Raw genomic sequence first — 19990 nt, forward strand, 5'->3', positions numbered from 1 at the left:
CCGCGACGGGCTGGCGGCGGCACGTATCCAGGGTTACTGTGGGACTTTTCTTCCCTGCCGGAGCACGCCATGAACCTCTCGACCCTGCTTCTCTTCATCCCGGCGTGCTTCGCACTGAACATGGCTCCCGGCCCGAACAACCTGTTGTCGGTCAGCAATTCCACCCGCCATGGCTTTCGCACTTCCTGCCTGGCAGGCCTCGGACGACTGCTGGCCTTCGCCGGGATGATTGCCCTGGCGGCGGCAGGCCTGGCAGTGGTGCTGCAGACCTCGGAACTGTTGTTCCACGCGATCAAGATCCTCGGTGCGGGCTACCTGATCTACCTGGCAATCCAGCTCTGGCGCGCCAGCCCGGACACCGAAACCCAGGCAGAGGACACCCGGGCCAGTCTGCCGGCCCTCGCCCGCCAGGAGTTCTTGGTCGCAGCGGGAAATCCGAAGGCCATCTTGATCTTCACCGCCTTCCTGCCGCAGTTCGTCGACCCAACCCAAGGCGTCACTCAACAATTCGCGGTACTGGGTGCACTGTTCCTGGCATTGGAATGGATCGCCATCAGTGCCTATGCCTACATGGGCCTGCACATGCGCCGCTGGTTCGCCGAGCCCAAGGGCAAGCGCCTGTTCAATCGTGGATGCGCGGTGCTGTTGTCGGGCGCGGCTTCAGTGCTGCTGATGGCGCGCAGGGCCTGACATGTCCATGACCATGCCTGTACCCGAGATCCACACCCATCGCCTGCTGCTGCGCCCGGTGCGGGCGGACGACCTCAAGGTGGCCCAGGCCATTCATGGCGATCCACAGACCAATCGCTACAACCCCAAGGGCCCGTCTTCCCTGGAAACCACCAGCAGCAACCTGTTCAACTGGGTCGAGCACTGGAAGAGCAAGGGCTTCGGCTACTGGGCCGTCTGCGACCGGGAACAACCGGAGCGGGTACTGGGCTTCGGTGGACTGCAGGACGCCAGTTTCGGCTCACGCACCGGCTTGAACCTGTACTTCCGTTTCGCGGTCGACGCCTGGGGCAAGGGCTACGCCAGCGAAATGGTCGAGGCGGCGCTCGACCTGGCCTTCAGGCACCTGCAACGCAACGAGGTCATCGGCCTGGTACGGCCGGATAACCTGCCTTCGCGCCGCACTCTGGAGCGTGCGCGGATGATCCTCGACGGCGAACTCGACGACGTGCCCGGCCAGCCCCACAGCCTGCTCTACAGCCTCAGCGCCGAGCGCTATCTGAGTCCGGAAAGTTTCATGTAGCGTGCCTCGACGAAGGCGTAAGATGCCCCGAGCAACCATGACCAAACCGGCAAGCCCGGGGGAATCGCCAATGAAACCAACTCTCGTCAAAGCCGCGCTGGTGGCAGGTAGCCTGTTGCTGGGCGCCTGCTCATCGGATATGAGCACCCACTACAACAGCGCCTGTTCGACCCTCAGTTGCCAACAGCACTACAACAGCAGCGCCCGCCTGAGCCAGGACAATGGCTCGATGAACCGCAACCTGGGCAGCAGCTTCAGCGAGTACGGCGAGAGCATGCTGCGCGACTAGCCCCCCTAGCAAAGAAACATCACCTGAGCTGACCGAGCCGAGCACTGAACTCGGCCTCGTGGCTGTTGCAATCGCTGCACCCCTGCCCCCTCTCACCCAAAGACCAGCGTTTATGAGCGAAGCTTTCGAAGTCCCCAGCCCTCACGAAAAACATGTCGAGCACACCACCGAGCACGCCCACTCACGGGGCGACGGTTTTGCCAGTCGGATCGCGGTGATGACCGCAGTCATGGCCACCATCGGCGCCATGCTCAGCTACCAGGCGGGCTCCACGGAAAGCGAGGCGGCGATGGACAAGAACAACGCGGCCATCATCAAGACCGAGGCCGCCAACCAGTGGAACTACTACCAGGCCAAGTCCAGCCGCCAGAATCTCTCGGAAATGGCCAGTCACATTCCAGGGCTGGATGCCGCACACTACACCGCCGAGGCCGAGCGCTACCGGAAGGAAAAGGAAGCGGTACGGCAGAAGGCCGAAGGACTCGAAGCCCAGAGTCGCGAATGGGATGCCAAGTCGGAACAAGTGCTGCACCAGCATCATCGCTGGGCCCAGGCGATGACCGCCATCCAGATTGCCATTTCACTGGCAGCGATCACCCTGCTGACCCGCCGGGAATGGCTCAAGCGCCTGTCCTATACCGCGGTGGGCGCCAGCGTGCTACTCGGTTCGATGGCCTGGTTGCACATCTGACGCCTATCCACACAGGACACTAGGCTGTGTACGAAATTGTTTGAAACGCAGGTTAGGCAAGGCAAAAACCGGCGAGGAACGGCCGGGGTCGCGCCCGACTTGACTGGCTGTCAATGAGCATTCCGAGCCGGTTTTTAACGCCGCATAACCAAGTTTCAAGCGATTTCGTACATAGCCTAGGTGTTTTCGCCGTCGGTCCAGCTCATGTGGAACGAAGCCCCGCCCCACTGCGAATCCCTGACCTCGACCTGTCCGCCATGCCACTGTGAAACCCGTCGCACCAGCGCCAGGCCGAGGCCAAAGCCACCGGTGCGGCGGTCCCGGCTCGCATCCAGGCGCAGGAATGGCTCGAAGATCTTCAGGCGGCCTTCCGGCGGTACGCCGGGGCCATCGTCACAGACCACCACCTGGTAGCCATCGGCCTCACGCGTCAGCGATACCTGCACCCGCCCCTGTGCGTACCGAATGGCGTTGCGCAGCAGATTGATCACCGCACGGGCCATGAACCGAGGCTCGACGCAGACGGTGTCGACGTCACAGGCCGAGATCGTCAACTGCACGCCGGCGGCCTCCGCCTCCAGCGCCACGCTGGCAACCACGCTGTCGAGCCAGCTCTGGGCCTGGATCAGCTGGCGCCGGCTCTCCCCTGCCCCATGCTCGAGGCTGGCGTAGGTCAGGAGCTCGGAAACCATGTCCTCCAGCTCACCAAGATCGGCGTACATGTCGCCGATCAACTCGCCGCTCAGTTGCGGGTCGACATGCTGGCGCAACTGGTCCAGTTCGAACGACAACCGCGCAATCGGCGTGCGCAACTCGTGGGACACCGCGTTGGTCAGCTCGCGCTGGTTGGCGATCAACCCCTCGATGCGCGCTGCCATCTGGTTGAAATGCTCCGCCAGTTCGTAGATGTTCGAACGCCTGGGCAGATACGCACGGGCCCCCAGGTCGTTGTTGCCGAAGCGCTGGGCCGCCAGGCGCAGCAGTTCCAGATCACGCCAGTGTGGGCGCACCCAGAAGAACAGCGCGATTCCCACCAGCACGGCGAGCATGATGTAGGCCGCAATGGTGTAAGGCACTGTCATGCTGGGCTCGGGCGGCAGCTTGATCATCAGCAACTGCGAGCCATCGTCGATACGTGAGATGAACTCGGTGAACTCGTCGCGCACCACCAGTTGATTGGACGCCAGCAACGCCTGTTCCCGAGCAGAGAGGTTGAGCGTGTCGGTCTCCACCAGGCCCAGGGTCAAGCCGTAATGCGGCTTCCACTCCAGCAACTGCCGCTCCCGCCCATCCCGATCCAGCGGGCGCAGGTCCTTGACCAGCGCATAGGCCTGGCCACGTACCGACTCGCGGTTGAGGGCTTCGGTCGGCCCGTTCAACAGCTCGGTGAAGACATAGTCGACCGCATAGATGGCACCACCGATACCCAGCGCCAGCAGGAAATAGAGACGCAGGAACAGGCGCAGCATCTAAAGCTCCCAACCAAACGGATTGAACAGGTACCCCTTGCCCCAGATAGTCTTGATGCACACCGGCTCGCGAGGGTTGTCATGCAACTTGCTGCGCAGCTTGCTGACGTAGACGTCGACGCTGCGGTTCAGGCCATCGAAGGCAATGCCCCGCAGGCGGTTGAGGATATCGTCACGGGAGAGCGTTTCGCCGGCGGCATTGGCCAACAGCCACAGCAGTTCGAACTCCATGGTGGTCAACTCGATCACCTCGCCCGCCAGGCGCACCTCGCGACAACTGCGGTCGATGCTCAGGCGACCGAACTCCAGCGTCCCTCGCGCCATTGCGTCCGGTACCTGGCGACGCAGCAAGGCACGCAGCCGGGCCAGCAGCACCGGCGGCTTGATCGGTTTGATTACATAGTCGTCGGCACCGGACTCCAGGCCCAGGATATGATCGAGGTCATCCTCCCTGGCGGTCAGAATCACGATCGGTGTCTCCGCGATCGCGCGGATATCGCGGCACACCTGCAGGCCGCTCTGCCCCGGCAACATCAGGTCGAGCACCACGATCCTGGGCTTGAACTCCTGGAAAGCCGCCAAGGCCAAATCGCCGCGATTTACCGTGCGCACCTCGAAACCGTGCTGGGAGAGGAACTGCGCGACCAGCGCGGCAAGCTTGAGGTCGTCTTCAACAAGCAAGACTTTGCTCAATGTCGAACTTTCCATAAGTGACAATCTGTAGATATATAAAGTGCGCGTATTATAAGCGCGCCATTGTAAATAAATTCCAGATCCACGATAAATAAATTTATCGCCTAAAACAGGGCTATACAAACTTTTACAATCTGCAAACTTTTTAACAATTAGCCTGGCGACGTAATTGTTTTCCAGCGTTTGAACGCGAACTTATGCCCCGCCTGAAACCCGCGCCACGTGGCCTCTGAATGCCTGCACGACAAGATGCCCAGGGCTTTTTCGATGAAACCGATATAGCGCCGTAACAGTCACCAGTACGCCCCCATACTTACCGACCTTGCAAGTACTGAAGGAAAAACTCGATCACAGGCCGGTAGAGTTTTATCAGCGTCGACAGACACTTTTCCCAACCGGAGTCATCATACAAGTTGCGGGCGCACCGAAAACCGTTCGCGATAGGCCTGGGGTGTCACCCCCACCGCCCGCATGAAACTGCGACGCAGGGTCTCCTCGCTGCCGAACCCGCAACGGGCGGCAATTCGCTTGATCGGCGTGGCGGTATCGCTGAGCAGGCGGCGAGCGCTTTCCACACGGATATTCTCGACCGCCCGCGCCGGCGTCTGGCCGGTTTCCTGGCGATAATGACGGACAAAGCTGCGCTCGCTCATCCCCACCTGCTGCGCCAGGATCGGGATCGACAGATCCAGAGCCAGGTGCTCGGCGATCCAGGCATGCAGGTCACCGAAACGACTGGTGCTCTTCTGCAGCGACAGCGTCGCACTGAACTGCGACTGCCCGCCCGGGCGCTTGAGAAACACCACCAGGTGCCGGGCAACTTCCAGAGCCATCGGCCGCCCGAGATCCTGCTCCACCAGCGCCAGGGACAGGTCGATGCCAGCAGTCACACCGGCTGAGGTCCAGACCGGCCCATCGTTGATGAAGATCGGATTGGGCTCGACCTGCAACTGCGGATAGCGCTCGGCCAACTGTTCGCAGCGGGTCCAGTGGGTCGCCACTCGCCGGCCATCCAGCCAGCCGCTGGCCGCCAGCAGAAATGCCCCGGTGCAGACCGACGCCACCCGTCGCGCGCAGGCCGCCTGCTGGCGCACCCAGGCCACCAGTTGCGCATCCTCAGCCGCCGCGTAGGTGCCCCAGCCACCGGCAATGACCAGGCTGTCGCAAGATGTTCCCGGCTCGGGCAACGGCTCGGCGAGCATGGCCAGGCCGGCCGAACTCATCACCGCGCCGCCCTCGGCGGCGATCACCCGCGGCGCGTAGGGCAGCGGCTGGCCCTGGGAACGGGCCAGGTCATTGGCCGAGGCAAACACTTGCAGCGGCCCGGTGACATCGAGCAACTGCACATTGGGAAAAGCCAGTATCTCGATGCTGCGGGGTGTATTCATGGCGATTGGCGTAAAAAGTGGGCTGTATGGCGTATTCGCCAGATCCTACGAAACTACAGTAAAGCCGTCTACACGCACCTGATCTTTGCGCAACAAGGAGCTTTCGCCATGACGCTGCACATCGGTTTCCTGCTGTTCCCCAACGTTCAGCAACTGGACCTGACCGGCCCCTACGACGTTCTCGCCTCGCTGCCCGGGGTCAAGCTGCACCTGGTCTGGAAAGACCTGGAACCGGTGAAGTCGAGTACTGGCCTGGTGTTCACCCCAACCACCCGCTTCGACGATTGCCCGCCGCTGGATGTGATCTGCGTACCGGGTGGCGCAGGCGTCGGGCCGTTGATGGAAGACCCCGAGACACTGGCCTTCATCAACCAGCAGGCGGCCCAGGCGCGTTATGTCACCTCGGTCTGCACCGGTTCGCTGGTACTGGGTGCCGCCGGCCTGCTGCGCGGGCGCAAGGCCACCACCCACTGGGCCTACCACGACATGCTGACGACCCTCGGGGCGATTGCCGTGAAGGACCGCGTGGTGCGTGACGGCAACCTGCTGACCGGTGGCGGCATCACCGCCGGCATCGACTTTGCCCTGACCCTGGCCAGCGAGCTGGTTGGCGCCGATGAAGCCCAGGTGATCCAGCTGCAACTGGAATATGCCCCGGCGCCACCGTTCGACGCCGGCAGCCCGGACACCGCGCCCCAGGCCGTGCTCGATGCCGCTCGCCAGCGTGTGGTGGAATCGCGTCGCGTGCGGGGCGAAATCACCGCCCGCGCGGCCGAGCGGCTCGGTCTGCAGTAGTCCTTTGGGCTGGCGTTGCCCCTTGGGGATTTGAGCAAAACTGGAGGGCCTCTTCGCGGGCAAGCCCTGCTCCTACAGAATCTGGGGTGTACGCAGCGTTGGTGTACAACACCACCCCTGTAGGAGCAGGGCTTGCCCGCGAAGACGACCTCGAGCCCGCCCACACACCCCAGGGGTCTCCCACAAGCGGCCTTTCTCTGGCAACCTGCCGACCAGGCAAACACGGACGCCAGGGATAACCCAGACAATGATCCACGACTTCTGCATCATCGGCGGCGGCATCGTCGGCTTGGCCACCGCCATGGAACTGCTCAAGCGCCAACCTGGCGCCAGCCTGGTCATCCTGGAAAAGGAAGCCAGCCTCGCCCGCCATCAGACCGGGCACAACAGCGGCGTGATCCATGCCGGCATCTACTACGCACCGGGCAGCCTCAAGGCCGACCTGTGCAAGCGTGGCGCCCAGGCCACCAAGGATTTCTGTCGCGAGCACGGCATTGCCCACGAGGTCTGCGGCAAAATGCTGGTGGCCTCCACGCCGCTGGAGATGCAGCGGATGAACGCACTGTACGAGCGCTCGCAACTCAATGGCCTGAAGGTCGAACGCCTGGACGCCGATGAGCTGCGCCGCCGCGAACCCAACATCGTCGGCCTTGGCGCGCTGTTTCTCGATGCCACGGGGATTGTCGACTACCGCCAGGTCTGCGAAGCGATGGCCCGGGTGATCAGCAGCAACGGCGGGGAAATCCGCCTGGAGCAGACCGTCACCGCGATCCGGGAAAATACCGACGGCGTCACCGTCGATACCCAGGGCGGCACCTGGCAGGCACGCCGACTGGTGGCCTGCGCCGGCTTGCAGTCCGACCGCCTGGCGACCCTGGCCGGGATCTCCATCGACCACCAGATCATCCCGTTTCGTGGCGAGTATTTCCGCCTGCCGGCGTCGAAGAACGACATCGTCAACCACCTGATCTACCCGATCCCCGACCCCGACCTGCCGTTCCTCGGCGTGCACCTGACCCGCATGATCGACGGCAGCGTCACCGTCGGACCGAACGCGGTGCTGGGGCTCGGTCGGGAGAACTACCGCAAGTTCTCGGTCAACTGGCGGGATGTCGCGCAGTACGCCAGCTTTCCCGGCTTCTGGAAAACCATCCGGCAGAACTTGCGCTCCGGCACCCAGGAGTTGAAGAACTCCCTGAGCAAACGCGGCTACCTGCAACTGTGCCGCAAGTACTGCCCGTCGTTGGAAGTCGAGGACCTGCTGCCCTACGAAGCCGGTATCCGCGCCCAGGCGGTCATGCGCGATGGCAGCCTGGTGCATGATTTCCTGTTCGCCGAGACCGCGCGCATGGTCCACGTCTGCAACGCGCCTTCGCCGGCCGCCACGTCGGCCATGCCGATTGGCGAGATGATCGCCGACCGGCTCCTGGGGCCGCGCTAGTGTCCTGTACGGTTAATTCGAATACTTAAATTTGCGTCCAAGGGTTTGCCAGGCAAGGCGCCATGACGAGTCGTAGCAGGGCTACGGCGAGGAATGGCAACGCCGCCTGGCGAAGACTTGGACGCGAAGTTGAGTAAGCGAATTAGCCACACAGGACACTAGTCAGTCATCGAGCGGCATGTCCAGCAACGCCGAGCCCAGGCTCTTGCCGTGGGCATCCAGCGCCAGGGAGCGGGTCACGCCACCGCGCAGGATACCCGGCAGCACGAAGTTCAGCGCTTGCACGCCCGGCAGTTCATGGCGCCGCACCGGCGCGGCAGCCGGGTCGCGCAGCTCGGCGAACCAGGCCGCAACCCGTTCCGCCGTCAACCATTCGCGCAACCGTGGATAGTCTTCGGCGCGGTAGGCAATCACCGAGATGTTCGACGTGTCGCCCTTGTCGCCAGTACGCGAATGGGCCAGCGCCCGCAGCCTCAAGCCACTCATTGCAGATCCTCCAGATGAACCCGGGCGGCCAGGCTTTCCCGCGGCAGCAATAGCGACGCCACGGCCACCACCTGACGCACGCTCTTGCTGGCACCACCGCCGCCCGAAGGGCCGTTGGTGTACAGCGTTTCCACTTCGTTACCGACGCGCACGGCATCGGACCGCTGGGCACAGCGGGCGGCCACGCGCAGGCGCACCTCCCACGGCTCATCCGTGGTGCGGCCGCCCAGGCGCTCGCCATGCAGTGAGTCGACACCCATCAGCTCGGCACGCACCTCATCCACCTCGATCCCGATGATCCGCAGGCGCTCCAACACCACTTCCCGCGCCAGTCGACCACGGGCCAGCGCGCCAGGGCCACCATAGGACATCTGCCCCTCGCCGATCCAGCCATCCAGGTAACCGACCGAAACCTTCAGTGCCCCTGGCCGCATTTGCCCCGTGGCGCCCTGCACCCGTACCCGGTCCGGCCCCTGGTCGGCAAAGCTCACCTGGGAAAAGTCCGCAGTGACATCCGGGGTCAGGTAGGCCGCCGGGTCATGCACCTCGTAGATCAGTTGTTCGGCGCAGGTGGCGCGGTCCACCCGACCACCGCTGCCATCCACCTTGGTGATGACCGCCTCGCCCTGTTCATCGATCTCGGCCAGCGGGAAACCCAGGTAGGCCAGGCGCGGTACCTCCTTGACGCCAGGGTCGGCAAAGTAACCACCGGTGATCTGCCCCGCGCATTCGAGCAGGTGCCCGACCAGGGTGCCGCGACCAAGCCGCTGCCAGTCATCCGCCGCCCAACCGAACTCGAACAGTTGCGGCGCGAGGAACAGCGACGGGTCGGCGACCCGCCCGGTGATCACCACGTCGGCATCCTCCGCCAGGGCCTGGACGATGCCTTCGGCGCCCATATAGGCGTTGGCCGAAACCAGCCGATCGCCCAGTTGCGCGACCCGCAGGCCATTGTCCAGCAGCCGTTCTGGCTCGGCCTGCAAGGCCGCCAGCACGTCATCGCCGGTGACCGCCGCCACTTTCAGCGTCGGCAGGCCCAGTTCGCCGGCGATTCGTCGTACTTCCCGCGCCGCCGCCAGCGGATTGGCCGCGCCCATATTGGTGATGATCCGCAACCGCCGTGCATTGCCGGCGACAAAGGGCAGCACCCGCTGCATGCGCTCGCGCAGCAGTGGATCGTAGCCGGCCTCGGGGTCGCTCAACCGCGCCTGCTGGGCCAGGGCGATGGTGCGCTCGGCCAGGCATTCGAATACCAGGTAATCCAACTCGCCCTTCGCCGCCAATTCCACGGCCGGCTCGATACGGTCGCCGGAGTAACCGGCACCGGAGCCGATACGCAAGGTTTTCATCGCAAAGTCCTTCCTCTCAAAAGACGCCCAGAAGCAACGCCGTCAGGGTCATCAGCACCGAGGCGGCAAACAGGAATGGAATGGTGAAGCGCTGGTGATCGGCCAGTTCGATCTTGCACAGCCCCACCAGCAGGAAGGTCGCCGGGGTCAGCGGACTGACCGGGAAACCGGTGGTGTGCACGCCGAGCAGTGACGCCTGGGCCACCTGCAGCGGTTCGACCCCCAGCGCCTTGCCGACCTCGGCAATCACCGGCATCACCCCGAAGTAGAACGAGTCCGGGTCGAACAACAGGCTCAGCGGCATCGACAGCAGCCCCACCACCGTCGGAATCAGCTTGCCGTGCCCGGCGGGAATCTGCGCCACCGCCACCTCGGCCATGGCCTTGAGCATGCCGGTACCCTGCATGATGCCGGTGAACACCCCGGCGGCAAGGAGGATGCTGGCCATGGTCAATGCGGTCCTGGCATGGGCATCGATACGCTCGCGCTGGGCGTCGACATTCGGGTAGTTCAGGCACAGCGCGACCACGGTGCCGAGCATGAACATCACCACCGGGTCGACCCAGCCGGCGATCATCACCACCATCACCAGCACCGTCAGCAGCAGGTTGGCCCAGAACAACCGAGGCCGCCGCAGCCGTTCCTCGTCGGCACTGATCACTCGGGTCGGCACGCTGTCCACCGCCGTGCCGGCCCCCAGGCCGAGGCGGCGCTCCTCACGCCGACCCAGCCACCAGGCACTGGCGAACACGAACAGCAGGCCAACGACCTGTACCGGGATCAGCGGCTGGAACAGGTCTGCCACCGGCACGTGCAGCGCTGCCGAAGAGCGCAGCACCGGCCCGGTCCAGGGCAGGAAATTGACCCCGGCGGCCATCGCCGCGACACAGGCGAGGATCCGCCGGTCGATGCCCAGCCGGGTATACAGCGGCAGCATCGCCGGCACCGTGACCAGGAAGGTCACCGCCCCCGAACCGTCGAGGTGCACCAGCAACGCCAGCAGCGCGGTACCCATGACGATCCGGCTCGGTCGGGTGCCGACAGTGCGCAGGATACGGTCGATGATCGGGTCGAGCATGCCGGCATCGGTCATCACGCCAAAGAACAGGATGGCGAAGACGAACATGCCGACCACCGGGGCGACGTTCTTGATGCCGGTGATGATGAAGGCGCTGGTCTGCAGGCCGAAGCCGCCGATCAATGCGGCGATGATCGGCAAGGCGATCAGGGCGACCAGGGGGGAAAGACGCTTGCTCATGACAGCCGCAAGCAGACAGAGAATGGTGATGACACCCAGCGTGGCAAGCATGGGAAGACTCCAGTGAGCCGCACCGTCAGGCCAGAAGCCCGAGAGCGGACGGTTATTGTTTTCCCTGGAGTATTGGAATGCGGTTAAGCTTTGTAAATTGGAATGTTCACTGCCTTGCATTCGGAAAAACAGAATGAAGAACGCCATCCAGCATATCCGCGCCTTCCTTACCGTGGCCCGTACCGGCAACTTCACCCGCGCAGCGGACGAACTGCACCTGTCGCCCTCGGCCCTGACCGTGCAGGTGCAACAGCTGGAGGACTGGCTCGGGGTCACGCTGCTCGAACGCAGCCCGCGGCAGGTCAGCCTCACCAGCGCCGGGCAGCAGGCGCGCGGGCCGATGGAGAAGCTGCTGCTGGATCTGGACAACATCGTCAGCGGCTCCCGCGACCTGGCCAGCCTGCAACGCGGCGTGGTGACCATCGCCGCCTTGCCGTCGATCTGCTCTGGTGCCCTGCCGCCGGTGCTGCGTGCCTTTCGCGAGACTTATCCGGGTGTGGAAATCCGTCTGCGCGACGTGGTCGCCCAGCGCATCGACGCTCTGGTCCGGGAGAACGAGGTCGACTTCGGCCTGGGCGTGCGGGCGCGTCTGAGCCATGGCCTGGACTTCGAGGTGGTGATGGTCGACCGACTCTGCCTGTTCGTACCCGAACAGCATCCGCTGGCCCGCAAACAAAACGTACGACTGACCGACCTCAGCGGCCAGCCGATGATCCTCACCGGACGCGACAGCAGCGTGCGCGAACGGGTCGAGCAGTTATTCGACGAACAACGCCTGACGTTGGTCCCGGGCCTGGAAGCCAACTACATGTCCACCGTCCTGGCCCTGGTGCGCCAAGGCCTGGGCATGACCCTCCTGCCGGAGTCGGCGGATGATCGACAAGGCGGCCTCAGGTGCCTGCCGGTGGAGCACACCGGCGTCAGCCGTGAAATCGGCCTGATCACCCGCACCGGGCAGACGCTCGGGCCGGCGGCGGCACGCTTTGCCGACCTCGTTCGCGAGCGCTTTGCCCTGGCCGCGAAGCCCTGGTCAGAACCGGCTGGCGTTATCGCCAAAGGTGCGGATCAGCTCCAGCAACATCTTGACCCGTAACGGCAGGTTGCCAGCCGGATACACCGCATGCATCTGCGGGTTCTCGCCACTGCTGGAGGTCAACCGGTACTCCGGACAAACCCGCACCAGTCGCCCCTGCTCAACCTCGGGTTCCGCCAGCCAGTCCGCCAGACGGGCAATCCCCAGGCCGGCCAATGCCCCCTGAAATACTGCTGCGCCCGAACTGAAGCGAAATTTCGGATGCACTCGAAAGCTGATTGCCTGCTGCTCGTTGCGAAAATTCCACTCTTTAAGAATCCGCGGGGCAGTGTGCAGAATCAACGAATGGAGGTCCAATGCCTCTATCGAGTCGGGAGTGCCACAGCGCTCCAGATAAGCAGGACTGGCGTATAGGAAGCGGGCATAGCTCCACAGGGGAAAACCGATCAGGTCGCTGGATTGCGGAAAGGCGCCGCGAATCGAGAAGTCCAGCTCGCTCCTGGCCGGGTCGATGCTTTCATCGGTGAAAATCACATCGATCTTCACTTGCGGGTAGCGCTCGCAGTATTGGGCGATCAGCCTGGGCATGACTCCATGACCGAGAAACTCCGGCGCCGAGAAGCGGACCCAACCGTTGGCCAGGCCGCTGATACCGGCCAGGTCTTCATCGGCCTCACGTTGCAGATCCAGCATTTTGTGGGCATGGGGCAACAGGCGCTCACCCGCCTCGGTCAGGCTCACCGCGTTGGCTGAACGATTGAACAGCTTCACCCCGGCGCTCTCTTCCAGAGCCTGGACAGCACGGGTCACGGCGCTTGGCGAGCGTCCCAGAGTTCGCGCCGCAACAATGAAGCTGCGCTTGCGCGCCACTGTCGCGAACGCTTCGAGCTCACTCAACATATCCAGCGCCATCATTCACCTCGTTGCACTTTTCGCAATGTGGCATTGCAACACAAAAAGGTCCCTTCCGTTAGCCTTCGCGCTTAACCCACAGGGATGTAGGAATAAAGGAGCAAGGACGTGTCAAAACTGGATGAGATAGTCGGGAATGCGGCCAGCCGCGCCGGCCAGGCAAACCCGGACTGGCTGGTCCGGAACAAGCCGGCAGCGATGCTGCAGTCCCTGCCCGAACTCAATCTATCGTTCGCCGAGCAGCGACAATTGCACGAAGCACTCACCTCCTTCGCTATCCACGACAGCGCCTCGGGTATCGAGCAGATGCCGGCCCTGGCACGCCTGCTGGAGACCGTATTGAGCGCCGACAAACAGCAGGCGCTGCGGGACTTCCCCAAGTCCGACTCGGTGGCAATGATCGTTCGGGGCTTGCCGGTCGACCTGCAACTGCCGGCAACGCCCTATGACGCCGAGCCTGGCATCGAACAGTTGCCGGTGCTTGCGGCCGCAATTCTCTGCGTACTGGCGACCCTGGGCACCCGTCCCGTGGGCTACGCCGGCGAAAGCGACAACACGGTATTCCGTCACGTCTCGCCCAAGCAGGAACGCGAAACCGAAGCCAGCTCGTTCGGTTCGCGCCTGGGCCTGGGCATGCATGTCGACAACCCGCACCTGCCGCTGACCTGCGAACCGGTCAGCGGGCTGTCGGCCTGCCCCGAGTACCTGACGCTGACCGGACTACGCTGCGAACTGGACGTGCCGACCCGTATCGTCGCCATCCGCGACGTGCTGGATATCCTGCCCGATTTCGTCGAGCAGGAACTGCTGCGGCCGAACTTCAGTATTCGCCGGCCGGAATCGTTCGGCAGCCCGGGTAACGTCCTCGAAAACGTACCGCTGCTCTACAAACCGCAATCCGGCGGCCTGCACTGCCGCTACAACAAGGCCGCCGTCACGGCGACCACGGCCAACGCCGACTTCGCCATGCAACTGTTCTCGGCCACTGCCAACCACCCCGATGTCATCCGTCACATCCTGCTCCAGCCCGGCGACATGCTGATTTTCAAGAACCAGCAGACCCTGCACGCCCGAGATGGCTTCGCACCGCGCTACGACGGCCGCGACCGCTGGATGATCCGGGTGTTCGGGGTCGACGATCCGGCGCGCGTGGTGCCGCTGGACCCGACCCAACCCTTTATCGTAAGAGCCTGACTCCATGCTAGATATCGTCACCCTGTGCTTCTTCGCCTTTGCCGCCGGCCTGATCGACGCGGCAGTGGGCGGAGGCGGACTGATCCAGATCCCCGCGCTGTTCAACGTCCTGCCCTCGGCCCCGCCGGCCGCCCTGCTGGGGACCAACAAGGTCGCCGCAGCCTGCGGCACGACCTTCGCGGCACGCTCGTTCGTCCGCAAGGTGGTGATCGACTGGAGCCTGGTGGTCCCGGCGGCCGGTGCGGCATTCGTCATGTCGTTCTTTGGCGCAGCGACAGTGTCGGCCGTACCACAATCGGTGGTGCGCCCGGCCGTACTGGTGATGATCGTGCTGATGGCGCTCTACACCTTCTGGAAAAAGGACTTCGGCGCCCTGCACAAACCGCTGCAGATCGGCCCTCGGGAAAAACTGCTGGCGGTATTGATCGGCGGCGCCATCGGTTTCTACGACGGCCTGTTCGGCCCCGGTACCGGCAGTTTCCTGATCTTCCTGTTCATCCGCTGCTTCGCCTTCGACTTCCTGCATGCCTCGGCCTCGGCGAAACTGGTGAACATCGCCACCAACGTCGCCGCGCTGGTGTTTTTCATCCCGACCGGTAACGTCCTGTACCTGATAGCCCTGCCCATGGCGCTGTTCAACATCCTCGGCGCCCTCACCGGTACCTGGCTCGCCGTGCGCAGGGGCGTGCCCTTCGTCCGCGCGCTGTTCCTGGTCTTGTTGGTGATCCTGATCAGCAAGCTCTCCTACGACCTGATCAAGACAATCTGAGGAACGCCCATGTACCCCGTTTTCGATCGACTGGTGAGCCTGCTGGACAGCCATGGCGCCCATTACCGCGTTCTGCAGCACGATGCCGAGGGGCAATCGTTCCGTGTCGCCGACATCCGCGGCACCGAACCGGGCCAGGGTGCCAAGGCCATGCTCTGCGCCCTCAAGGGCCAGGCTGAACGGTATGCCCTGGCGATCCTGCCGGGTGACCGGAAGCTCGACATGAAGAAACTCGGCGCCGCCCTCGGCGGGAAAAAGGCCGAGCTGGTGAAGGCCGAGACGGCCATGGAACTGACGGGCTGCCGGATCGGCGCGATTCCGCCGTTCGTGTTCGATGAACGGATCGAGCTGATCGTCGACCCGAGCCTGACCCGTCGCTACGGGGAAATCGCCTTCAATGCCGGACGGCTGGACGCCTCGATAATCCTCGCCAGCGAGGACTACCTGGCGATCGCCAAGCCACGGCTGCTCGATATCAGCCAGGTCTAGGCCGGACCGCTCCAAGCAGATTGGTCCCGGTGTTTTCCTTGCCAATGGCCCTTGCCAAGGCACACCGGGCTGACTGTAATGGTCGAAGAACCAACGCCTGAGCCCACACCGTGAAAAACCTGCTGCTTACCCGCCCCCTGGAAGGCCAGCGCCTGCTGCTGCGCCCGCTGCAACCCGATGATACCGATGCGCTGGTCCGCGCCGCCGAGGATGGCGAACTGTGGAACCTGCCCTTCACCGTGGTGCCTTCACAGGCCACCGTCGGCTCGTACATCGGCACGGCAATCGCCGGGCGCGAAGCCGGTACGGTGATGCCTTTCGTCATCGTGCTCAAGGCCAGCGGCGAAGTCATCGGTTCCACCCGCTTCTGGAAGATCGATCGCAACTATCGCAAGCTGGAAATCGGCAGCACCTGGATAGCCTCGCGGTGGCAGAAAAGCTTCGTCAACACCGAGGCCAAGTACCTGATGCTGCGCCATGCCTTCGAGGACCTGGACTGTGTGCGGGTGCAGTTCACCACCGACGAAATCAACGCCCGCTCGCGCGCAGCGATCCTGCGCCTGGGCGCCAAGCAGGAAGGCATCGTGCGCAACGAGCGGATCATGCCCGATGGCCGCAAGCGCAACTCCGTGCGTTTCAGCATCATCGACGAGGAGTGGCCCGAAGTACGCGAACAGTTGCAGGCGCGCCTCCAGCGAAGCTGACTCCTCCTCCCACAAGGAACAGCGGCGACCGAAACTTCCAGGCAAAACCGGGCACTCGGTATCAGGATGAAGAAATCTTTATGGCGACGCCGGCGGCCACGCCGTGAAACCGCCCAGAAGCCTTGCCGGACGTGGCCTTGAGGTAAAACTTCTTTCACGGTGCCCAGGCACCGGGCTGTTTATAGTGAACCCGCTCCTTTGATGAACCTCCCATTCAAGCCCGCCCGCATGCGGGCTTTTTTTTCGCACTCACGGGCCGTCCAAAAACTATCGCAAGAACACCAAGCCAGGGCGAAACCAATACGCTCGACGAACGCTCCAACGCTCATGTCCCAGCCAGAGAGCGTGCCCCTTGAAACCACCTCGCCCCAGCCAACGCGCTGCCATCCTGTCCAACCTGCGCAACGAGAAAATGGCCCGCTCCGCCCACGCCTATGTGCGCGGCAATACCGCCCAGTTCTACGAGTGGCTGCACAGCCAGCGCGGCAGACGCCTGCCCCACGGCCCGAATGTGTGGATCTGCGGCGACTGCCACGTCGGCAACCTCGGGCCCACCGGCGACGTCAACGGTGATACCGATATCCATATTCGCGACCTCGACCAGACCGTGATCGGCAACCCGGTGCACGATCTCGTACGCCTGGCGCTGTCCCTGGCAACCGCCGCCCGCGGCTCGGACCTGCCCGGCGTGACCACCGCACGCATGCTCGAAGAGATGATGGTCGGCTACGAGCAGGCCCTGCAGGACGAAACCGACCTGGTCCCGCATCGCCCATCCCAGGTCAAGGCCGGCCTGCGCGATGCGGTCAAGCGCACCTGGAAACACCTCGCCCGCGAACGCATGGAACACACCCAGCCGACCCTGCCCATCGGCCGTCACTTCTGGCCGACCTCACGCAGCGAGAAAGCCGCGATCAAGGCGCTCTGCGAAGGGCCGGAGATCCATGAACTGGTCACTGCCCTCAAGGGCCGGCCACGGGATGCGCGGGTGCAATTGCTCGACAGCGCCTACTGGGTCAAGGGCTGCAGCTCCCTGGGGCTGATGCGTTATGCGGTGCTGCTGGCAGTCGGCGAGAAGGACGAACAGGATTTCTGCCTGCTCGACGTCAAGGAAGCCGTGGCCGCCCTGGCCCCACGCGGAGCCCATGTGCACATGCCGCGCGACAACGCCCGGCGCGTGCTCGAGGGCGCTCGCCAACTGTCGCCGAGCCTGGGCGAGCGGATGATGGCGACGCGTTTCCTCGATCACGGGGTATTCATTCGCGAACTGCTGCCCCAGGACCTCAAGCTCGAACTCGATACCCTCGACAACACCGATGCCAAGCATGCCGCTGGCTACCTGGCGCGGGTAGTCGGCATCGCCCATGCCCGGCAGATGGATGAAGCAACCCGCAGAAGCTGGCTGGCGGAACTGCAGTTGAACCGTTCCAGGACCCTGGATGCACCGTCGTGGTTATGGACCAGCGTGGTGCAACTGGTGGGCAGTCATGAGCAGGGCTATCTGGAACACTGCCGGCGCTATGCGCTGGGGACCGACAAGTGACCAGGCGCGGCACCACGGCCGCGCCTGACCCTTGAATCAGGAGAGGAAGCCTTGCTGTACGGCGACGATCAGGAAGACACCGAGGACGGCGCGGTAGATCACGAACGGCCAGGTGGAGAAACGCTCGAGGAAACGCATCAGGCCCCAGATCGCTGCGAAAGCCGAGACACTGGCCACCACGATGCCAAACAGCAGGTGACTCCAGGCCTCGGCCGGGATCTGCGCGTGGTACAGCACCCACAGCTCCTTGAGGCCCGCAAGGGCAATTGCCGGCAGACCGAGCAGGAACGAGAAACGCGCCGCCTCTTCACGCTTGAAGTTGAGGAACAGTGCCGCCGTGAGGGTCGAGCCGGAACGCGAGACACCCGGAATCAGCGCACCGACCTGGGCGATGCCGACGATCAGCGCATCGCGCAGGCGCATCTCACCGACCACCCGCTGGTGCCGGCAACTGAATTCCGACACCGCCAGCAGCACCGCCATCACCAGGCAGGACACACCGATCACGGTCAGGCCGCGCAGCGGCGAATCGCAGGTATTGAGGGTGGAGGACAAGGCCAGGCCGGCGATACCGATCGGAATGGTCGCCAGGATGATCGCCACCGCCAGTTTGAACCATTGGCTGTCGAAGTCGCGCTGACGCACCGCCGTGATGCTGCCGCCGACCACATCACGCACATCACGCCAGAAGTAACTGACCACCGCCGCCAGCGCCGCCAGTTGCATGGCCGCAGAGAACGCCGAACCCGGATCCTGCCAACCGAGCACCGCCGGGACGATACGCATGTGCGCAGTTGAGGAAATCGGCAGCAGCTCGGTGATGCCCTGGATGATCCCGAGGATGCCGATCTGTAGGTAATTCAGAGAAGCGAAGCCAATATCAAGGCCGCTGGAGCAGACGTTAGACAAAATGAGTTCCTGAAAAAAGGCGAGTGGTCTTCGTCCAGGCGTGCAGCAACCGCCCGGAGCGTGGAAACAGTGCGGCGAATGATGGGCCGGTTCTTGCCGAATTTCCAGTTAAAACAAAGGCAAAAATGCAAGCGACAAAATAATTCTATTTATGACAAAGCTGCCACGGACCCCGCGTCGCAGTGCACTGCCGCGTCGCTCGACCCTATTCGAAACGTCACACGTCGTTGATGCCCCCTTTTACCGCTGTTCATCAGGATTGCGTCTCAGGAAGACGTTTTCATTCTCCAGGCGGTATCAGCCCATCTCAATTGACCTTCGGAAGGCACATGACGAGTACATTCCAGATCCAATACGAAGAAACCAGCAACACCGCCAATAAACAGCAACATGCGGGCGTCAGCCTGGCCGATGCCGAGGTAGTTTTCTACGATGACGGAGCCCTCAGGCTCCACGACCGGGATCATGAGCGCCAGCCCTGGATCATCATGGGGCTGGATGCGACCAGACGCCTGCTCGTTGCTGCCTACACACAGACCGAACCCGGCATCGTGCAAGTCATCGGTGCACGAATCGCCTCGAGCAATGAAGCCCGCCAGTATCTGGAGATCTGATTGATGAAAGCACAATACGATTTCGCCAGGGCCAAGCGCGGCGCCGTTGCCAGCAACGTTGGCAAGACCCGGATCGCCCTCCTGCTCGACGATGCCGTCGTCACGGCAGCGCGGGCACGCGCGCAAAACGACACGACCGGCAGCCAGACCCTCATCAACGACCTGCTGCGCCAGGCCCTGGCTTCTCAGCCGGTGCAATGAGGTCAATCCCGGGCCCGTCGTTCCATGGGCCCGGGATGACGAGTCAGGCAGCCGCGTCCTGCGTCGAGTGGGCGACAGCGCCGTAATAGCGCCAACAGCAATGGTCCCTGTGCCCCGGCAGAATCACACAGCCGCTGAGGCTCAGCAGCAGGACAGCGGCAACGAGCAGCGAGAGACGACGAGACATGGTGAGGTTCCTCATGGTGCGGGTAGGTAAGACCGGCCGACGAACAGCACAAACACACTGCCGATTGCCAACGGTTACCGGTTAAACGCAGCCAACTGCCGGAATCCGTCGCGGCCTTCGCACGATTTCATCAACACCCCGCCCACCCTGAGCAATACTTCTGCTCGATACCGCTGAAAAACCCTGCGAAAAATTTTGATTTTGCCGCGACGGTTTTTCCCGGTGTCCTGCGTTCAACCCATCAGCAGCGTTCATTTTCGTACGCCGCATGAA

23 protein-coding genes are annotated in these 19990 nt (G+C 63.4%); 14 read left to right on the plus strand and 9 right to left on the minus strand.

Going from position 1 to position 19990, the window contains the following annotated elements:
• Positions 1-69 precede the first annotated feature (69 nt).
• From AC6I6U_RS24710 to AC6I6U_RS24725, 4 genes are all read left to right on the plus strand, one after another.
• Positions 70-690 carry a LysE family translocator gene (locus AC6I6U_RS24710; protein ID WP_497878626.1) on the plus strand — a complete coding sequence of 207 codons (621 nt, stop codon included), beginning with the start codon at positions 70-72 and terminating at the stop codon, positions 688-690.
• Between the two features lies 1 nt (position 691).
• Complete coding sequence (locus AC6I6U_RS24715) at positions 692-1252, plus strand: GNAT family N-acetyltransferase (protein ID WP_497878627.1); 561 nt, start codon at positions 692-694, stop codon at positions 1250-1252.
• 70 nt (positions 1253-1322) lie between these two features.
• Positions 1323-1541, plus strand: a complete 219-nt coding sequence (locus AC6I6U_RS24720; RefSeq protein ID WP_497878628.1) for a hypothetical protein — start codon at positions 1323-1325, stop codon at positions 1539-1541.
• A 112-nt stretch (positions 1542-1653) separates the two neighbouring features.
• Positions 1654-2232: a DUF4337 domain-containing protein gene (locus AC6I6U_RS24725; protein ID WP_497878629.1), complete on the plus strand. Its 579-nt coding sequence runs from the start codon at positions 1654-1656 to the stop codon at positions 2230-2232.
• 176 nt (positions 2233-2408) lie between these two features.
• Here the strand turns inward: AC6I6U_RS24725 and AC6I6U_RS24730 are convergent, their stop codons facing one another.
• The 3 genes from AC6I6U_RS24730 to AC6I6U_RS24740 all read right to left on the minus strand — a co-directional run bounded on the left by AC6I6U_RS24730 (position 2409) and on the right by AC6I6U_RS24740 (position 5782).
• Positions 2409-3701, minus strand: a complete 1293-nt coding sequence (locus tag AC6I6U_RS24730) for an ATP-binding protein (protein ID WP_497878630.1) — start codon at positions 3699-3701, stop codon at positions 2409-2411.
• Positions 3702-4409 carry a response regulator gene (locus AC6I6U_RS24735; RefSeq protein ID WP_497878631.1) on the minus strand — a complete coding sequence of 236 codons (708 nt, stop codon included), beginning with the start codon at positions 4407-4409 and terminating at the stop codon, positions 3702-3704. It lies immediately after the preceding gene.
• Positions 4410-4798: 389 nt separating this feature from the next.
• Entirely contained in the window at positions 4799-5782 is a 984-nt protein-coding gene (locus AC6I6U_RS24740) for a GlxA family transcriptional regulator (protein WP_497878632.1), read from the minus strand.
• Positions 5783-5890: 108 nt separating this feature from the next.
• On the opposite strand from AC6I6U_RS24740, the gene inhA reads away from it, so the two are divergent.
• Complete coding sequence (gene inhA, locus AC6I6U_RS24745) at positions 5891-6577, plus strand: isonitrile hydratase (protein ID WP_497878633.1); 687 nt, start codon at positions 5891-5893, stop codon at positions 6575-6577.
• 247 nt (positions 6578-6824) lie between these two features.
• Positions 6825-8018, plus strand: a complete 1194-nt coding sequence (gene lhgD, locus AC6I6U_RS24750) for an L-2-hydroxyglutarate dehydrogenase (RefSeq protein WP_497878634.1) — start codon at positions 6825-6827, stop codon at positions 8016-8018.
• Between the two features lie 162 nt (positions 8019-8180).
• On the opposite strand, the gene AC6I6U_RS24755 is transcribed toward lhgD, so the two are convergent.
• The 3 genes from AC6I6U_RS24755 to AC6I6U_RS24765 are packed head-to-tail and all read right to left on the minus strand — an operon-like array spanning position 8181 to position 11309.
• Complete coding sequence (locus AC6I6U_RS24755) at positions 8181-8495, minus strand: AtuA-related protein (RefSeq protein WP_497883094.1); 315 nt, start codon at positions 8493-8495, stop codon at positions 8181-8183.
• Between the two features lie 5 nt (positions 8496-8500).
• The gene (locus AC6I6U_RS24760; RefSeq protein ID WP_497878635.1) at positions 8501-9853 is read right to left on the minus strand and encodes an acyclic terpene utilization AtuA family protein; all 1353 of its coding nucleotides are present in this window, start codon (positions 9851-9853) and stop codon (positions 8501-8503) included.
• A gap of 16 nt (positions 9854-9869) precedes the next feature.
• The gene (locus tag AC6I6U_RS24765) at positions 9870-11309 is read right to left on the minus strand and encodes a CitMHS family transporter (protein ID WP_497878636.1); all 1440 of its coding nucleotides are present in this window, start codon (positions 11307-11309) and stop codon (positions 9870-9872) included.
• On the opposite strand from AC6I6U_RS24765, the gene AC6I6U_RS24770 reads away from it, so the two are divergent.
• Positions 11296-12255, plus strand: coding sequence for a LysR family transcriptional regulator (locus tag AC6I6U_RS24770; protein ID WP_497878637.1), 960 nt, complete (start codon positions 11296-11298; stop codon positions 12253-12255). The two genes, AC6I6U_RS24765 and AC6I6U_RS24770, sit on opposite strands and share 14 nt — an antisense overlap.
• Here AC6I6U_RS24770 and AC6I6U_RS24775 read toward each other — a convergent pair.
• Positions 12193-13107: a LysR family transcriptional regulator gene (locus AC6I6U_RS24775; protein ID WP_497878638.1), complete on the minus strand. Its 915-nt coding sequence runs from the start codon at positions 13105-13107 to the stop codon at positions 12193-12195. The two genes, AC6I6U_RS24770 and AC6I6U_RS24775, sit on opposite strands and share 63 nt — an antisense overlap.
• A gap of 108 nt (positions 13108-13215) precedes the next feature.
• Between AC6I6U_RS24775 and AC6I6U_RS24780 the strand changes: the two genes are divergently transcribed.
• The 5 genes from AC6I6U_RS24780 (at position 13216) to AC6I6U_RS24800 (ending at position 17806) form a co-directional block, all read left to right on the plus strand.
• Positions 13216-14301, plus strand: coding sequence for a TauD/TfdA family dioxygenase (locus AC6I6U_RS24780; RefSeq protein ID WP_497878639.1), 1086 nt, complete (start codon positions 13216-13218; stop codon positions 14299-14301).
• A 4-nt stretch (positions 14302-14305) separates the two neighbouring features.
• Positions 14306-15070 (plus strand): sulfite exporter TauE/SafE family protein, encoded by a 765-nt coding sequence (locus AC6I6U_RS24785; RefSeq protein WP_497878640.1) that lies wholly within the window; start codon positions 14306-14308, stop codon positions 15068-15070.
• A 9-nt stretch (positions 15071-15079) separates the two neighbouring features.
• A complete protein-coding gene (locus AC6I6U_RS24790; protein WP_497878641.1) occupies positions 15080-15559 on the plus strand; it encodes a YbaK/prolyl-tRNA synthetase associated domain-containing protein in 480 nt (159 codons plus the stop codon).
• A gap of 110 nt (positions 15560-15669) precedes the next feature.
• Positions 15670-16263 (plus strand): GNAT family N-acetyltransferase, encoded by a 594-nt coding sequence (locus AC6I6U_RS24795; protein WP_497878642.1) that lies wholly within the window; start codon positions 15670-15672, stop codon positions 16261-16263.
• A 352-nt stretch (positions 16264-16615) separates the two neighbouring features.
• Positions 16616-17806 (plus strand): DUF2252 family protein, encoded by a 1191-nt coding sequence (locus AC6I6U_RS24800; RefSeq protein WP_497878643.1) that lies wholly within the window; start codon positions 16616-16618, stop codon positions 17804-17806.
• A gap of 36 nt (positions 17807-17842) precedes the next feature.
• Here AC6I6U_RS24800 and AC6I6U_RS24805 read toward each other — a convergent pair whose 3' ends face one another.
• Positions 17843-18715 (minus strand): undecaprenyl-diphosphate phosphatase, encoded by an 873-nt coding sequence (locus tag AC6I6U_RS24805; protein ID WP_497878644.1) that lies wholly within the window; start codon positions 18713-18715, stop codon positions 17843-17845.
• 329 nt (positions 18716-19044) lie between these two features.
• Here AC6I6U_RS24805 and AC6I6U_RS24810 point away from each other — a divergent pair, with 329 nt between their 5' ends.
• Both AC6I6U_RS24810 and AC6I6U_RS24815 read left to right on the plus strand, forming a co-directional pair.
• Positions 19045-19329, plus strand: a complete 285-nt coding sequence (locus AC6I6U_RS24810; RefSeq protein ID WP_497878645.1) for a BrnT family toxin — start codon at positions 19045-19047, stop codon at positions 19327-19329.
• Positions 19330-19332: 3 nt separating this feature from the next.
• The gene (locus tag AC6I6U_RS24815; protein ID WP_497878646.1) at positions 19333-19530 is read left to right on the plus strand and encodes a hypothetical protein; all 198 of its coding nucleotides are present in this window, start codon (positions 19333-19335) and stop codon (positions 19528-19530) included.
• A 43-nt stretch (positions 19531-19573) separates the two neighbouring features.
• Here AC6I6U_RS24815 and AC6I6U_RS24820 read toward each other — a convergent pair whose 3' ends face one another.
• Entirely contained in the window at positions 19574-19717 is a 144-nt protein-coding gene (locus AC6I6U_RS24820; protein WP_017904009.1) for a hypothetical protein, read from the minus strand.
• Positions 19718-19990: the final 273 nt, after the last annotated feature.

Source organism: Pseudomonas sp. UTLPPB19802 (assembly GCF_059730225.1).

Bases quoted from the DNA above. Each gene is read 5' to 3' on its own strand.
- AC6I6U_RS24785 (WP_497878640.1), top strand. From the start codon at position 14,306: ATGCTAGATATCGTCACCCTGTGCTTCTTCGCCTTTGCCGCCGGCCTG.
- lhgD (WP_497878634.1), top strand. From the start codon at position 6,825: ATGATCCACGACTTCTGCATCATCGGCGGCGGCATCGTCGGCTTGGCC.
- AC6I6U_RS24820 (WP_017904009.1), bottom strand. From the start codon at position 19,717: ATGTCTCGTCGTCTCTCGCTGCTCGTTGCCGCTGTCCTGCTGCTGAGC.
- AC6I6U_RS24770 (WP_497878637.1), top strand. From the start codon at position 11,296: ATGAAGAACGCCATCCAGCATATCCGCGCCTTCCTTACCGTGGCCCGT.
- AC6I6U_RS24710 (WP_497878626.1), top strand. From the start codon at position 70: ATGAACCTCTCGACCCTGCTTCTCTTCATCCCGGCGTGCTTCGCACTG.
- AC6I6U_RS24735 (WP_497878631.1), bottom strand. From the start codon at position 4,409: ATGGAAAGTTCGACATTGAGCAAAGTCTTGCTTGTTGAAGACGACCTC.
- AC6I6U_RS24720 (WP_497878628.1), top strand. From the start codon at position 1,323: ATGAAACCAACTCTCGTCAAAGCCGCGCTGGTGGCAGGTAGCCTGTTG.
- AC6I6U_RS24715 (WP_497878627.1), top strand. From the start codon at position 692: ATGTCCATGACCATGCCTGTACCCGAGATCCACACCCATCGCCTGCTG.
- AC6I6U_RS24810 (WP_497878645.1), top strand. From the start codon at position 19,045: ATGACGAGTACATTCCAGATCCAATACGAAGAAACCAGCAACACCGCC.
- AC6I6U_RS24775 (WP_497878638.1), bottom strand. From the start codon at position 13,107: ATGGCGCTGGATATGTTGAGTGAGCTCGAAGCGTTCGCGACAGTGGCG.
- AC6I6U_RS24815 (WP_497878646.1), top strand. From the start codon at position 19,333: ATGAAAGCACAATACGATTTCGCCAGGGCCAAGCGCGGCGCCGTTGCC.
- AC6I6U_RS24725 (WP_497878629.1), top strand. From the start codon at position 1,654: ATGAGCGAAGCTTTCGAAGTCCCCAGCCCTCACGAAAAACATGTCGAG.
- AC6I6U_RS24765 (WP_497878636.1), bottom strand. From the start codon at position 11,309: ATGGCGTTCTTCATTCTGTTTTTCCGAATGCAAGGCAGTGAACATTCC.
- AC6I6U_RS24730 (WP_497878630.1), bottom strand. From the start codon at position 3,701: ATGCTGCGCCTGTTCCTGCGTCTCTATTTCCTGCTGGCGCTGGGTATC.
- AC6I6U_RS24760 (WP_497878635.1), bottom strand. From the start codon at position 9,853: ATGAAAACCTTGCGTATCGGCTCCGGTGCCGGTTACTCCGGCGACCGT.
- AC6I6U_RS24790 (WP_497878641.1), top strand. From the start codon at position 15,080: ATGTACCCCGTTTTCGATCGACTGGTGAGCCTGCTGGACAGCCATGGC.
- inhA (WP_497878633.1), top strand. From the start codon at position 5,891: ATGACGCTGCACATCGGTTTCCTGCTGTTCCCCAACGTTCAGCAACTG.
- AC6I6U_RS24740 (WP_497878632.1), bottom strand. From the start codon at position 5,782: ATGAATACACCCCGCAGCATCGAGATACTGGCTTTTCCCAATGTGCAG.